The sequence below is a fragment of the Thioclava sp. F36-7 genome, assembly GCF_002020075.1.
GTDB classification, from domain to species: Bacteria; Pseudomonadota; Alphaproteobacteria; order Rhodobacterales; family Rhodobacteraceae; genus Thioclava; species Thioclava sediminum.
In genome coordinates this window covers 116,781-131,246 of record NZ_MPZR01000012.1, presented here as the reverse complement: position 1 = coordinate 131,246, position 14,466 = coordinate 116,781, and the positions used below count along the sequence as shown (strand labels likewise).

Here is a 14,466-nt window from a genome sequence, read left to right as displayed (position 1 = left end):
CAACGGAGTACCAAGCCGAGGGGAGTCAGGTTTGATTTCTCTGGCTAAGCCGCCATTCGACCATGCCGCAGCATTCGGTACTTTGGGCTCGAAGCGGCCATGCGGCGTCGCGGCAAGCCTTTCTTGGGACCCACCCGGCCGTATCGACGCGCTCGGCCCGGAGCTGCCGTTCATCATTGACGCCTTTGCCGCGATGCAGCTTCACCAAATCAGTCATACGTGCATCGCGCAGCATCTTCGCATGGGGAAGGTCTGCAGTGCGGACGAAGCTCCCATTGGCTCCCACAAAGAGCTGAAGCGGCAATGGAGATGCAACTCTGCCTGAACCAGAGGGCGGCTCGACATCACGGCTGGTCTGCCGGTAGTGCGCCAAAGCAACGGCATTCAGCTTTGTTCAGCCCGGCGTGGATGCCGGCCTTTCCTTCATTTTGCAGCATATCTATTTACAAGTCGCGCGGCTGCTTACTGGCCCGCATTGTATTTTTCTGCCATGGGAGGCTCGACATGACGATCTCGATCATCGCTACGCGTTGCCCCGGCGGCCTCGGTATCGGCGGCGCCGGGTAAAGACGCCGACGCCCGGTGCCGCGAGACCGCTCGCAAGCGGCAGCGAGAAACCAATCCTAACGACAGACAGCGCAATCGTCTCGCAGCCAAGGCCTTGCCTAGGTCGGCGCATGTCTTTCGGCATCGAAGAAAGACACGCAATGAGCACCCAAAACTTTCACAACATCGCCCAGCTCCGTTTCTGGAACGAAACCGAGATCGAACATCGCGACCGTGCGCAAGAAATGATTGTCTCAACCGTCCGGTCGAACCTCAAGCGCACCAACCGCGCTTGGTCCGTCCAGCGTATGGAGGGGCCGCTGCTTACACCGCGCGACTTTCTCTCCGCCGAGTATACCGACGAGGACATCTGGGTCACCCCGGTCTCGATCGCCGATCAGCAGATCGTCTTGAGGGCCGAGACAACCGCATCGACATACGCCTTCATCCGTGAAAACTTCCCTCACAAACAACTCAAGTTGCCCGCCTGCTTCTGGCAGGTCGGGAAGAGCTTCCGTCGCGAGAAGACAGCAACAGCGACGAAGCTCCGCTTCTTCGAGTTTTATCAGCTCGAAATGCAGTGCCTCTATAGCGTCGACACGAGGGTGGACTATCGCGCGAAACTCATGTCGGAGCTTGCCGACACGATTTCGTGGATAACGCGCTCAAAGGCGCGCGTGGTCGAGAGCGACCGGCTTCCGACCTATTCGCAGAGCACCCTCGACATCGAGGTGCTCTATCGCGACAGTTGGCGGGAGATGGCCTCCGTCTCGATCCGGACGGACTTTGCCCCAGGCGTCTTTAATCTTGAGGTGGCAATCGGTCTCGATCGCATCGTTGAAGCATGGAACCAATCCAAGATCTAAATCTGGTGGGCGGGCGCTTCCATGTGCCCGCCCAACATCATATGGCGTGGTCTCTATTTATAGGGCAATTGCGTTCCGAGGCGCATCGGCATTAGGACACTTTGAGCTCGAAGCGGCCATGCGGCGTCGCGGAAAGTCTTCCTTGCAATCCGCCCGGCCGTATCGGCGCGCTCGGCCCAAACCAGCCATGGCCGCTGTCGTCAATCGCTGCGCTGCAGCTTCACCAGACCGGACTTTCACTGCAGATGCATGATCTCGGTGCCATCGACCTCACAGCTTGCAGCAAAGCCTGCCGTTCGGCCAACGGCCGTGAAGGTCTGCTTCCCACCCGTTAGCAGACTTTAGGAGGCGCTTGTACACAAAAACGCACACTGGACGCCGTAACACCTTGATAGCGAATCAAAATCGCTCCTTGGGTTTAATTCAAGACCGACGCGATTGCCGAACGGAGTGGCCGAACCCGGGGGGCTGACATCCAACGTCTACACCCTCTGCTGCCATCATTTCCTACCCGACAGTCACACCAAAGATTGTGCCGACTGCCGCTGTCGCGGCCATCGCGAGGGCGCCCCAGAGCGTGACCCTGGCGGCCCCTCGCGCGACGCCAGCGCCGCCCGCCGAGGCGCCCAGTCCACCGAGAACCGCGAGGCCAATGATCGTCGATGCTGCCACCAAGAGCGCGATCAACGTTTCCGGCACGAGCAGCACCACGATCAGTGGAAGCACCGCGCCGACGGCAAAAGTCAGCGCCGAAACCAATGCCGCCTGGACCGGGCGGGCCGTCACGGTCTCGGAAATGCCCAGCTCGTCGCGCGCATGCGACCCAAGCGCGTCTCGCTCGGTCAGTTGAACCGCGACCTTCTCGGCCAGATCCCGATCAAGACCTCGATCGACATAGATCAGGGTTAGTTCCTCAAGCTCAGCCTCCGGTGTTTCCTCAAGTTCGCGCGTTTCGCGCGCAAGGTCGGCTTGCTCGGCGTCGGTCTGGGAACTGACTGACACGTACTCGCCTGCAGCCATCGACATCGCACCGGCCACGAGCCCGGCCAACCCCGCGATCAGGACCTCGGGCTTTTCGGACCCCGCTGCGGCGACGCCGACGATAAGGCTCGCGGTCGAGACGAGACCGTCATTGGCCCCAAGTACGGCCGCCCGCAGCCAGCCGATGCGGTGCACCATGTGGATTTCGGAATGCGAGAGACGGCTCATGGCGTGGCTCCTTGAACAATGTCGGCCTGCCCTGACGTTGCGGGCTGTGGTTTGGCCATAGCAGGCTCATGCGGCACAATGCGCAGCGCCCGCAGGGCGTTGAGGATCACGGCGACGTCTATCACCTCCTGTAGAAGCGCTCCCTGCACAGGGGTGAGGTAGCCGAAGGCGGCGGCAATCATGCCAAGAACCGAAAGGCCGATCCCGGCGACAACACTTTCGACGGCGATCCGCCGGGACGCGCGGGCGATCTCGATGCCGGGCCCAAGCCGGTCGATCCGGTCGACAAGCAGCACCACGTCAGCGGCCTCGGCGGAGGCAGCGGCGCCCCGAGCACCCATGGCCACACCGACATCGGCTGCCGCGAGTGCCGGCGCGTCGTTCACGCCGTCGCCCACCATCATGACGGGTCCGTGCTTGCGCTCTGTGAGAACAAGGAGAACTTTCTGATCCGGCGTCAGCCCGGCGCGCAGACCGTCGAGACCCAGCCCCTCGGTCACGCGCTCGGCCACATCTGCGCGGTCGCCTGTGGCCAACAGTATACGCCCGATACCCTCGCGGCGCAGACCTTCCAGCATGACGCCCGCGCCCTCGCGCAATGGGTCGGACATCACCAGATGCCCGACCATGTGTCCATCGACCGCTACGGCGACAAGGACCGATCCGGCGCTCTTGGCGGTGGCGGGGTGATCGCCCGTCATCCGCCGAACCCGGGACGCCACGAAACCGTCGCCGCCGACGATCACGCTGCGGCCCTCGACATGGCCCACGACCCCTTCCCCCGGAAACTCGGCAACCTCGGACGGCACGGGCAGCGTTAAGCCCTGCGCCTTCGCGGCGGCGACGACGGCCTGTGCCACTGGGTGCTTGGAGGCCTGATCGAGGGATGCCGCAAAGAGCAGGATGTCGTCCTCGTCCATGCCATCCGCACTATTTATCGACACGATCTTCGGGCGGCCATCCGTCAGCGTTCCGGTTTTGTCGAGGATGAGCGTGCGGATCCGCGCCATCGTTTCGAGTGGCCCCGCGCCCTTGATCAGCACGCCGAAATGCGCGGCTCGCGACAGGCCCGCGACCAGCGCCACAGGAACGGCGAGGATCAGCGGACAGGGCGTCGCCACGACCAGAACGGCGACGGCCCGGATGGGGTCGCCGGTGAACCACCAGGCAGCGAAGGCTATGGTCACGGTGACGGCCAGGAATCCCAGAGACCATCGGTCGGCCAGCCGTGACATCGGTGCCTTGGACGCCTGCGCCTCCTCGACCAGTCTGACGATTCCGGCATAGGTGCTGTCCTTGGCCTCGCGGGTCGCCGTGACGTCGAAAGCCTCGCCTGCATTGGTAGAGCCGCTCATGGCCTCGGCCCCGCGTGCAAGCCGCACCGGTAGCGACTCGCCGGTCAGCGCCGAAGTATCGACAAAGGCCGCGTCAGAGGCCACCGTGCCGTCCACCGGCACCACGTCGCCCTGACGGATCAGCAGCCGATCGCCGGGAGCGATTTCCTCAAGCGGTATATCTTCGAGGCCGCCATTGCGATGCCGTGTCGCTGTCCGCGGAACTCGGGACAACAGGTCGTGCATCTCGTGCCGGGCGCGGCCTTCTGCGAAGCTTTCGAGGAAGGTGCCACCGGAATACATCACCGCGACGACCGCCGCGGCGAGAGTCTCACCGAAGACGAGCGCGGCAGTCATCGACAGCGCTGCGACGATATCGAGGCCCACCTCGCCGCGTCCAATGCTGCGCAGGATCTCGACTGTGAGCGCGGCAAGGGCTGGAACAACCCCGGCGAACCAGACGATGTTCGCGATGTCGCGCCTGCCAGCGAAATAGAATGCAAGACCCGCGATCAGACCAATCACGGCCAGAAGCAGAATTGCGGTCTTGAAGCGATCGGTGCGGGTCTGGTCCATTCGGCTTATCTCCCCTCTGCTGGGGTCATCGCCGCTGGCTCTTCGGAAAAAAGTCGTCCGACTCCTACGCCCCTCGCGCTCCCTGCATCATCGCGCAGGAGGAACAGGGCGTCAAGCCCTTGTTTTCTTGCGAGTTTCGCTCCTTTGTCGAGACCGAGCACCATAAGCACCGTTGCCCAGGCATCGGCCTCGGCACAGCTGCGGGCAACGACGGTGACGGAGGCAGGCGACGCGATCAGCGGCGCGCCGCGTCTCGGATCCATTGTGTGCGAGAGACGGCGACCCTGCACCTCGACCCAGTGGCGGTAGTCGCCCGAGGTCGCGACGGCCGCGTCCTGCAGCGCGAGGATTGAATGCGGCCTTCGGCGCTCGGAGTCCGGCGCCTCGACCGCGATGGTCCAGGCCTCGCCGTCTGGCCGCACACCCATCGCCCGCATCTCGCCGTCAATCCCTATGAGTCCGGCGGAAATCCCATGATCGCGCAGGGTCTCGGCCAGGCGGTCGACGCCATAACCCTTGGCGATACCGTTGAGGTCGAGCGCGACGGGCGCGGTCTTGCGAACGTGGTCGCCGTCGAACTCCAGGACTTCATGCGCCGGGCAACGAGGGTTTTTCATCGCTGCGCGGATGCCATCCGGCGTGACGTCTCCTGGCCCGAAGCCCCAAGCTTTAACCGCGTCGCCCATGCCGATATCGAAGGCCCCGCCGGAGGCGCGCCCGATCTCCAGGCCGAGGCGTATCACCTCGCGCAATCGCGCGGGAACAGCGATCCATTCGCCGACCGGCGCCGCATTGAGCCGCATCAGGTGGCTATCGGGTTTCCAGGTGGACATCTGTGCGTCCACCTCATCGACAGCCGCCTGAAGCGCCACGCGGACCGTGGCCGGGTCGAAGTCCGGTTCCGCGAAGAACAGCGTGGACCAGCGTGTGCCCATGGTCGGTCCGTTCAGCGCGACCTTCACCAGCTCAGTAGACATCTTCGACATACCGCCCCTCCGCCTTCAGGACTGCCGGCGTGAGCCCGGCCGGCGCGAGGATCTCGGCCAGCGTATCGGCCACGCCCGCCGCCATTTCACGACCGCCGCAGACCATCACGCGCGCCCCGTCACGGATCAGTCTGGTGACCTGGGCCGCGTCGTCCCGCAACGCGTCCTGCACGTAGTGCGGATGCTCCACCCGCGAGACCGCCATGACCAGACGCACCAGGCGTTCCTCATCCTGCCAGGCGGGCAGTTCCTCGCCGTAGAAGAAATCGCTTTTGGGATGCCGCATCCCGAAGAAGAGGTGGATGGGCCTGCGGCGCGTGTTGCCGCGCACAAAACCCGCGAGCGGCCCGATGCCGGTCCCCGCGCCGATCAGGATCAGCGGTGCCCGGCTCGGCCCCGGACGGAAGCCAGGGTTGCGGCGGAGGAAGGCGGTGACCGTATCGCCCGGCTCCAGGGCCGTGAGCTGACCCGAGCAGAGACCGCCGGGGTGCTTTTTCACGACGATCTCGATGAAGCCGTCGCAGCGCGCGGAGGCGAGCGAATAGAGCCGCGGGACGGCGCTTCCTTCCGGCAGGACGCCGATCAGGTCACCGGCCTCGAACCGCGCGAAGCCCGCCCCGACCAGCCGCTGCCAGAGCGTGACGCGCGGAAGCGCGAAGCGGAGGATCGCGGTCGGGGCCTGCACCTCGGCGCCGTAGTCGCGGCGCGAGACGAGGGTCAACGTTTCAGTTTTCGGCAAGACGGGCTGGTGCGACAGCTCGAGGTCGATCCTGAGAGCGTCGCCCAGTGCGCGGCCCCAGCGGGCGAAATCCTGCGGCGATTGGCGGTCGACGGTTTCGAGCGGAAGAAGCTCGGGCCAGCCCTTCGCCTGCGCCGCTGCTGCGACGTCCTTGGCGAAGGCGCAAAAGGCTGGAAAGCTGCGGTCGCCGAAGCCAAGCACCGCAATGGGCATGTCTGGCACCCGATCGAACGCGTTCAGCCGATCGAGAAAGCCCTTCGCTGAGGCGGGCGCCGCCCCGTCGCCGTAAGTCGCGGCGAGCAGGATGATCCGCTCGGCCCTCGTGTAGCGCTCTGGCGCAAAGCCCGACATCGGGCCGACATGGACGCTCTGCCCGGCTTGCGTCAGCGCGGCATGAAGCGTCGCGGCAAAGCCCCAGGTGCTTCCCCCCTCGCTGCCGACGAGCAGGATCGTCCCGGCGCGGCCTGCGGGCTGGTTGCCCCGGATGCGCGGCCGCGCGCGCCGCCCGGCGAGCCAGATCAGGACGCCGGTAGCGCCCATCGCGGGCACGCCGAGCGCCATGAGCCCGAGCACGAGACCGAGCACCGCCGCACCCTGTCCGGTGTGCAGCATGTAGATCGTCTCGGAGACGCGCTCCCATCCGGTCAGGTCGGCCCAGGCCAGGAGGGCACCGTCGCCCTGATCGAGATATCCGGTGCCCCGGTCGGTCTTGAGCGTGAAGACATCCGTGGTGTCCCCGGGATAGGGAAAGCTCAGCTCGCGCAGGTCTGCGACTGGTATTTCGCTCAGACCGGCAAGGCGGTCGAGCGCAACGCCCGTCTCATTGCTCACCTCGGCCGGAAAGGCCGGCGGGGCTCCGCCATCGGGAAGCAGGTCGAAGGTCGACGCCGTCATCCACAAAGCCGTAGTCGAGGAAAGCAGAAGGCCAACCACGGCGATCCGGGCGATTTCGACGTGAAGACGACCAGCGAGCGGTCCGCGCAGAGGCGCAAACCAGTGCCGCCATCCGCCCGTCCGGCGCGCGACCAGTGCCGCTCCGGAAAGGGAGAGGACCAGCATCGCGGCCGCCCCTGCAGCCATGGCGATGCGCCCGCCGTCGCCCAGAAACAACGAGCGATGCAGGTTGGTAATCCAGCGTTCAACTTGATTGGGATCAGCCGAGGCCACGCCCTCACCCGTGGCGGGGTCGATCACGGCGGCGCCCGGCGTGCCTTGATCGAACCAGTAGGCGGTGATCTGTCCCGATGGCGACCGGCGGATCTGCTCGACGCCCGGATAGACCAACTGGATGCGATCCGCGAGAGTGGCGACCGTCAGTTCGGTCTCTGCCTGTGGCGCGGCAAGCCGCTCGGCCGCAGGAAAGACAGACAGCGCCGCGCCACTCAAGCTGAGGATGGTGACGAGCACGAGGGCCAGCAGACCCGGCCAGCGATGGAGTGCACGGATCATGGCCCTCACTCCTCACATGTCGTAGGCGAAGCTGGCGACGTAGCGGCGCCCGGGCACAGAAGTCCCCGCACCGTCGGTCGTGAGTGGCACCGCCACCTCGTTCGGACTGTCGCGCATATCCTCGACGGCTGCGTCGATGTGAAGCGTGTACCCCGCATCGAACAGCGCATCGGCGAGGTCGAGAGTGATCTCCAGCGTGCGGCCCGCGCCAATGCTGGCGCCGGTGATGCCGTTCACTTGCGCGGTGTCGCCACCCGTGGCGCGGTACCAGTCGGTCAGATGCTCGTAGTATTTGGACTTGCCGCCAGCCATCCAGAGACTGCCGACATAGGCTCCAGAGGTATCTGTGACGTAGAGCGCAAGATAGGCGCCGTCGCCGCCGTAATTATTGAGCGTTGCGGTCAGTGTCACCGGCCGCGCCATGGCGAGGCTGGGGAGCGTTAGCGCGGTGGTGAGAGCGAGCGTTGCGAGAAGCGATTTCATCGGATGTATCCTTATTCGGAGAGGGGCTGCGGAGTGGTTCAGTTCACCTGAACCTGCGGCGGGGCACCGTTCCCGAAAAGGCCGTTCTTCGGCGGTGCGACGGTGCCCGCGGGCGCGGGATTGCGGGCGCCACCGCGACAGTCATCATCGTCATCGTCATCGTCATCGTCATCATCGTCATCGTCATCGTCGTCATCGTCGTCGCAGTCGTCGTCATCATCGTCGCCATAGCGGCTCCGCGAGCCGTTACGGTAGCGGTCATCGTCATCGTCGTCGTCGCTTGCAAGAATGAGCGGCATCGCTTGCGCGCGCTCTTCGAAGAACGCAGTGAACGGCCGAAGGCCGCCGTCGGGCGCCTGCATCGCGCTCCAGGCAGGGACGCCGATCGCTGTCGTCAACGCGGTTGTGGCGGCGAGAAATGTCAGGGTCTTTTTCATGGCAGGGTCTCCTTTCGTCTGCTGAGGACAATCTGGAGAGCCGACCTGAGGGTTTCCTGACAGCGCGGCAGTTTCCGCTTCAGCTTGCTGTCAGGAAAGAAAAAGACCCCGCCGATCAGGGCGGGGCCAGGTTCGGCCGATGGGACGATCGACCTTGGGGGACTCCTCCGGTCAGGCGATGTCGCCCGGCTCGGGCGCACGTTTGGTACCGGTGACCATGGACCGCGCAAGGTTTTCGCGATGCCGGAACGAGGTCAGAACCACGCCGCCTATATGTACCGCGATCAGCAGAAGCATCAGGTTGGCAAGGGTTTCGTGCACCTCCCCCACTGCGCTTTCACCGCCTTCACCATATTCTGAGCGTTCGTCGCCATCCTCGTCGGCCCAGGCTGTCGCCACGATCTGCGGAACATCGGGCAGCATCGCCATGCGGGTCTCATCCTCCATCAGCCACCCCGTGAAAGCGGTTCCCGACAGGGCGATCAGCAGTGCTACGACCATCACAGCACCTGCGGGATTGTGGCCCAGATAGCGGCGCTCACGACCACCTACCATGTCGCTGAGATACCGGACTGTCGCCGACGGCCCTTTAAGAAACTGGGAAAAGCGGGCATAGCGGCTTCCGACAAATCCCCAGATCAGACGGAAGGCCACCAGCCCGGCAACGACGTATCCCGCCACCTCATGGACCGTCGAGAGCTCTTCGGCGCTCAGGTATGCCACCACGAAGGCCACCACGAGCCCCCAGTGGAAAATCCGCACCAGCGGGTCCCAGACGCGGACCGGACCATCGGCATCATGTCTTCCGGCCTCGCCTTCGGTCGCATAGGTTTCAGTCATCGTCGTCATCCTCGTACTCGAATTCAATGATTTGCAGATTCGACGGGTGCACCGTCACCTCGATCCGGCGGCCCTCGGCGTCGCGGCCGTCAATTTCATAGCAGCCGTCGTCGATCTTGATGCGCCGCACGGTCCAGCCGTTCTCTTCGGCCAGTCGAGTGACGGCATCGCGCGGTTGCCAATCGGCCATCGGCACAAAGCAATCATCGTCCGCCAGTGCGGAGCCGGCCGGGAACACCGCGAGAAAGCCGAGAATTGTCAATGTCTTCTTCATAGGCCAAACTCCTCATGGGGCGCGTCTCGTTGCAAGGTATGCGCCACGAAGCTGACAGCAGGCTGAAGAAGTTCATCCGCGCGCGTAAGCTTTGCGTCAGCCGTAGCCGCCAAAAGAAGGTTAGGGACAAAAGGAAAGAACAAATATGCGCATCCTGCTGATCGAGGACGACACGGTTCTGGGAGCCGCAGTGCGCGACCAGATTGCCGCCGATGGCCAATCGGTGGACTGGGTCACGCGCCTCGATACGGCCGGCGATGCGGTGAGGGTCACGTCCTATGACCTGATGCTCCTGGATCTGATGCTTCCGGATGGCCGGGGCATCGGGTTCCTCAAAGGCCTGCGCGCGCGGGGAGATGTGACCCCGGTCATCATCCTGACCGCGCTCGACCAGGTCTCGGATCGGATCGAAGGGCTGAACGTGGGCGCCGACGATTACCTCGTGAAGCCCTTCGACCTTGCCGAGCTGTCTGCCCGGATCGGCTCTGTCGCCCGGCGTTACAGCGGCAACCCGAATCCCATCCTCACCCATGGGTCATTGGACATCGACCTTGCTGCACGCAGTGTTCACCGCGACGGCAAGCCCGTTGCGCTGACGGCCCGCGAATGGGCGCTGTTCGACGCCTTCCTCGCCCGGCCCGGTCAGCTGCTGTCAAAGGCGCAACTGGAGGAGAGGCTCTACGCCTTTGACGCCGAGGTGGAGAGCAACACGATCGAGGTCCATGTCAGCCGCCTGCGCAAAAAGCTCGGGAGCGAGGTCATTGAGACCGAGCGCGGCATGGGCTACCGCCTGGGCAAACCATGAGGTGGCCCGCGAGCCTCATGGCGCGGCTGGCCCTGTCGGTCGGCCTTGTGCTGACGGTACTTTGGCTGCTCGCTGCGAGCGTCACCGGCGTGATTGTCCGGGGCGAGATGGACGAAGTCTTCGACAGTGCCCTGCGCGAGACCGCTGAGCGGATCCTGCCGCTGGCCGTGACCGACATTGTCGGACGGGAAGATGAGGGGGTAACGCAACGGCTCGCCCCGATCCGGGAACACGACGAGTTCTTTACGTATCTCGTCCGCGATGCCGAAGGGCGCGTCCTGCTGCAATCCCATGCGGCGGACCCCGCTGTGTTTCCGCCCTATGACGGGCCGGGGTTTCGGCAGACCGCCACCCATCGCCTCTACGGTGACGCAGCGCTTCAAGGGACGATCCGCATCACTGTGGCCGAACCGCTGGCACATCGTGCGTCGACCGCGCGTGAAATCCAGATGGGCCTTAGTCTGCCGCTGCTGATCGTCCTGCCGGTCGCCTTGACTGCGATCATCCTTGCTGTCCGTTTCAGCCTCGACCCGTTGCGCCGGTTCCGGGTGCGGCTGGAGTCGCGCGGCGCGCGCGACCTTTCAGAGGTTCCCGCTGACGATCTGCCAAGGGAGATCGGGCCACTGGCCGACACGCTGAACAGCCTGCTGGGCAGGTTGCGCGATGCGTTCGAGGCCGAGCGCAGCTTTGCTGCGAATGCCGCGCACGAGCTTCGAACGCCGCTCGCGGGTGCCATTGCGCAGGCGCAGCGGCTCCGCTCGGAGACGCGCGACCCGGCCATTGACGCCCGGGCGGCCGATATCGAGGCGTCCCTAAAGCGGCTGACGCGGCTTTCCGAACGGCTCATGCAACTTGCGCGGGCCGAAGGCGGGCGCCTTCGGATGGACCAAAGCGCGGATCTTCGCTCCGTCGTGCGGATTGTGGTGGACGATATCGGACGCGCGGGCACGCCGGGCCGCATCGTGCTGACACTGCCGGAAACGGCCGTCATGTCGGACATTGACCCCGACGCCTTCGCCATCCTCTGCCGGAATCTCCTGGAAAATGCCCTTCGCCATGGCGAGGAAAATGCTCCGGTTGACATGACGCTGACGGCGGAGGGGCGGCTTGTCGTCGCGAATGATGGTCCTGTTCTCTCCCGTGACACCCTTGACCGCCTCACCGCCCGTTTTGAGCGTGCAAGTGCAAGCACCGACGGCAGTGGGCTGGGCCTCGCCATCGTCGCCGCCATCGCGAACCGGATCGGTAGTCCGCTCAGCTTGGCATCTCCGCGTCCGGGCAGGTCTTCCGGTTTCGAGGCCTCCATCAAGCTACCGGCAGCCCCCGCCGGAGACCTCGCGCAAGGCATGATGCAAAGGGAGTGACAATTCGAGGAGCATCAGCACCTTCGCGCTTGCTGGCATGTTACCGCATAATCGCTCACCATCAGTACGATCGCCGAGCCATGCAGCAACGAGGCCGGTGCTTTGGCCACCCAAGCCCCAGAACCGCTTAATCAAAAGACTTTCCGCCGCCCACGCAACACAATGCCGATTTGCGCGATCGAAGCATCTACACAAACTGCCCTTCGACGTCCGTCGAAATACTGAATACTCGCTTAAATCGACACTATCCATCACGAGTTAGATGCAAAGATCGTTTTCGCATGACCGCTTCCACCGGCTTTCAGACGTCGGTTCAAATCGCCGCATTGGTCAATCCAGGCTCCGGTCAGCCTTGCGACCGCGCAGAAAAATTCGCGGTGCAACGCAATCTGAATGTCAGCTCTCAATGAAGCTGCCGCGTCGCATCGCGGTTGCAGCGAACTTCCGGAATCCGCCCATTTAGAATGTGAGGCCGCCCCTTAGACGAACACGAGGGCCGGCTCGTCCGTAATGAACTCGACCTTCATGCCGACCGCTTTGAAACGCGAGTTGCATTTTCTTCGTGATCGCGTTTCCGCGCTCTGACCGATGAACCCAGCTTCCTTAGTAAGACCACGCTACTAAGGAGCTTGCCATGCCATCTGCCCCCATTACCGCCGCCAACGATACGCCCGATGAAGCGACGATCGTGCCGCCAGCCTGCAACGCGATTGCGCGGCTCCTGGCGCGTGCTGTTGTCCGGGATCTCGCGAATGCGATCCCCGCCAACAGGCACGCCGCGCCTCGAAAGGAAGAAGCAGAATGACGAAACGTGTCGCAATATATGCTCGCTACAGCTCGGGTCTCCAGAAACAAACGTCGATCGACGATCAGATCGCCATGGCGGAGCGTTTCGCAGCCGAGCGCGGCTGGGTGGTGACACATCGTTTCACGGATTACGAGAAATCGGGCCGCAACACGCGCCGCGAAGGTCTCCAGGCGCTGTGCGCTGCGGTCAACGCGCGGCAGGTCGATGCGATCGTCATTGAAGCTGTAGACCGCCTCACCCGCAAGATCGCGGACGCGCTCAATCATTACGAGCTGTTCCAGTTTCAGCAAGCTGAGCTTTACTCTGTCGCTGAAGGTCAGCAGGACTTCTTCAAAGTTCTGATCAACGCGCTCGGCGCGCAGCTCTACGCGCAAATGATCGGAGAACACACGCGCCGCGGAATGGTGCAGGGGCTCACCCGGAAGCGGCTTCACACGAGCGCATACGGCTACCGCAAGCGTGACGGTGACGAAGGGCTCAATCGCGAGATCGATCCCGAGGAGGCCGAAGTTGTGCGCCGCATCTTTCGCGAGTTCGCCGACGGGCATTCGACCCAGGCGATCGTCAAGCGGTTGAACGGAGATGGCATACCGGCTCCGCGCGGCGGCACCTGGGATGTCAGCACGCTCCGAGGGAATCCCGTGCGGTTCGAAGGCATGCTGCGCAATCGTCTCTACATCGGCATTGCAAGCGTCGCGAAAACCTCACGTCGCTACCATCCGGAAACCGGCAGCAAAGAAGTCTACGAAACCCCGAGCGCGGCCGCGGAGATCGAGGTCCCGGCGCTCCGGATCATCGATCAAGATCTATGGAAGCGAGTAGAAACGCAGCTTGCGACCCAAGCCGTAAAAGCCAAAAGCAAGGGTAACCCCGTCGGGGCCCGGCGCAGTAAGCACCTGTTGAGCGGTTTGTTGGTCTGCGGCTGTTGCGGCGCGACCTATGTGAAAGTCGGCCGAACCCATTTCGGCTGCCGCGAAGCCCGCAAGGGGGCGTGCAACAACAAGGCGACCATCCACCGAGACCGCATCGAGGCCCGCATCTTCGCGAAGCTTCGGGGCACCTTCCTGACGCCGGAACTGGCCGCGAGCTTCGATGCCGCGCTCAAGGCGGAGTACAAGGCGCTGGCGAACGATCAGGGCACAGACACCGTAACGCGGCTCGAGCGTCGTCTTAAGAAAGCGCGCACGAGCCGCCAACGGATCTTTGATGCGATCGAGCAGGGCGCGCCATACAGCGCTTACAAGGCGCGCGCGGAAGATCTTGAACGCGAGATCGCCGATCTCGAAACCGAGCTGTCTCAGCATCATGAGACCCGCGCGGTCCTGCCGCAACTTCCGACCGACAGTGCCGCGCTCTTTGCGCGCGCCGTGCAGGAACTCGAGACACTACTCGCCGACCCCGAGCTTGTTCACCAGGCCAATGAGCATCTTCGAGCAATCATAAGGCGGGTCGAGTTGAGACCTGACCCAGACGCGCCCAATGCGCTTGCCGCCGAGATCACCACTGATCTCGGCGCTTTGCTTTCCGCAGGGGGCGTTACGTCGAGTGTCGTCGATATTTTCAGTGCCAGGCGGCAACTATCGGTCAGGCAGGGGGCGTTGCCCCCGTTGCCGGGGGGCGACAGTCGATCAACAAAGAGGGGGCGCTGCCCCCGCTCCCTGCGGGAGCCCCCCCGGGATATTTTACCCAAGAGGAAGGGGCTTAGGTTTTCGCCGCGACGTGCGCCTTGCACGTTTGCCATTTGACCACC

15 protein-coding genes are annotated in these 14,466 nt (G+C 64.0%); 7 read left to right on the top strand and 8 right to left on the bottom strand.

Translation table 11 applies throughout. From position 1 onward, the window contains the following. The coding region (locus BMI89_RS21035; protein ID WP_210402178.1) for a hypothetical protein at positions 1 to 325 on the top strand (325 nt) is incomplete at its 5' end. 382 nt (positions 326 to 707) lie between these two features. After that, the gene (locus BMI89_RS18855) at positions 708 to 1,412 is read left to right on the top strand and encodes an aminoacyl--tRNA ligase-related protein (RefSeq protein WP_078572359.1); all 705 of its coding nucleotides are present in this window, start codon (positions 708 to 710) and stop codon (positions 1,410 to 1,412) included. Positions 1,413 to 1,919: 507 nt separating this feature from the next. On the opposite strand, the gene BMI89_RS18850 is transcribed toward BMI89_RS18855, so the two are convergent. From BMI89_RS18850 to BMI89_RS18815, 8 genes are all read right to left on the bottom strand, one after another. After that, positions 1,920 to 2,621, bottom strand: coding sequence for a VIT1/CCC1 transporter family protein (locus tag BMI89_RS18850; RefSeq protein WP_078572358.1), 702 nt, complete (start codon positions 2,619 to 2,621; stop codon positions 1,920 to 1,922). Further along, positions 2,618 to 4,531, bottom strand: a complete 1,914-nt coding sequence (locus BMI89_RS18845; protein WP_078572357.1) for a heavy metal translocating P-type ATPase — start codon at positions 4,529 to 4,531, stop codon at positions 2,618 to 2,620. The genes BMI89_RS18850 and BMI89_RS18845 overlap by 4 nt, the downstream gene beginning before the upstream one ends. A gap of 5 nt (positions 4,532 to 4,536) precedes the next feature. Then, positions 4,537 to 5,517 carry an FAD:protein FMN transferase gene (locus BMI89_RS18840; RefSeq protein WP_038147442.1) on the bottom strand — a complete coding sequence of 327 codons (981 nt, stop codon included), beginning with the start codon at positions 5,515 to 5,517 and terminating at the stop codon, positions 4,537 to 4,539. Further along, positions 5,498 to 7,705, bottom strand: a complete 2,208-nt coding sequence (locus tag BMI89_RS18835) for a PepSY domain-containing protein (RefSeq protein ID WP_078572356.1) — start codon at positions 7,703 to 7,705, stop codon at positions 5,498 to 5,500. Before BMI89_RS18835 ends, BMI89_RS18840 begins: the two co-directional genes overlap by 20 nt. A 12-nt stretch (positions 7,706 to 7,717) precedes the next feature. Continuing rightward, positions 7,718 to 8,188 (bottom strand): DUF2271 domain-containing protein, encoded by a 471-nt coding sequence (locus tag BMI89_RS18830; protein WP_078572355.1) that lies wholly within the window; start codon positions 8,186 to 8,188, stop codon positions 7,718 to 7,720. 38 nt (positions 8,189 to 8,226) lie between these two features. Then, positions 8,227 to 8,625, bottom strand: coding sequence for a hypothetical protein (locus BMI89_RS20955; RefSeq protein ID WP_078572354.1), 399 nt, complete (start codon positions 8,623 to 8,625; stop codon positions 8,227 to 8,229). A gap of 171 nt (positions 8,626 to 8,796) precedes the next feature. After that, positions 8,797 to 9,465, bottom strand: coding sequence for a cytochrome b/b6 domain-containing protein (locus tag BMI89_RS18820; protein WP_078572353.1), 669 nt, complete (start codon positions 9,463 to 9,465; stop codon positions 8,797 to 8,799). Continuing rightward, entirely contained in the window at positions 9,458 to 9,739 is a 282-nt protein-coding gene (locus BMI89_RS18815) for a PepSY domain-containing protein (RefSeq protein ID WP_078572352.1), read from the bottom strand. Before BMI89_RS18815 ends, BMI89_RS18820 begins: the two co-directional genes overlap by 8 nt. 145 nt (positions 9,740 to 9,884) lie before the next feature. Between BMI89_RS18815 and BMI89_RS18810 the strand changes: the two genes are divergently transcribed. The 5 genes from BMI89_RS18810 to BMI89_RS18800 all read left to right on the top strand — a co-directional run bounded on the left by BMI89_RS18810 (position 9,885) and on the right by BMI89_RS18800 (position 14,461). Further along, positions 9,885 to 10,544: a response regulator transcription factor gene (locus BMI89_RS18810; protein WP_078572351.1), complete on the top strand. Its 660-nt coding sequence runs from the start codon at positions 9,885 to 9,887 to the stop codon at positions 10,542 to 10,544. Next, a complete protein-coding gene (locus BMI89_RS18805; protein WP_078572350.1) occupies positions 10,541 to 11,908 on the top strand; it encodes an ATP-binding protein in 1,368 nt (455 codons plus the stop codon). Before BMI89_RS18810 ends, BMI89_RS18805 begins: the two co-directional genes overlap by 4 nt. Positions 11,909 to 12,189: 281 nt before the next feature. Next, complete coding sequence (locus BMI89_RS21240; RefSeq protein ID WP_274840669.1) at positions 12,190 to 12,318, top strand: hypothetical protein; 129 nt, start codon at positions 12,190 to 12,192, stop codon at positions 12,316 to 12,318. Positions 12,319 to 12,542: 224 nt separating this feature from the next. Further along, positions 12,543 to 12,713 carry a hypothetical protein gene (locus BMI89_RS20950; RefSeq protein ID WP_168176839.1) on the top strand — a complete coding sequence of 57 codons (171 nt, stop codon included), beginning with the start codon at positions 12,543 to 12,545 and terminating at the stop codon, positions 12,711 to 12,713. Then, entirely contained in the window at positions 12,710 to 14,461 is a 1,752-nt protein-coding gene (locus BMI89_RS18800) for a recombinase family protein (RefSeq protein ID WP_078572349.1), read from the top strand. The genes BMI89_RS20950 and BMI89_RS18800 overlap by 4 nt, the downstream gene beginning before the upstream one ends. Positions 14,462 to 14,466: the final 5 nt, after the last annotated feature.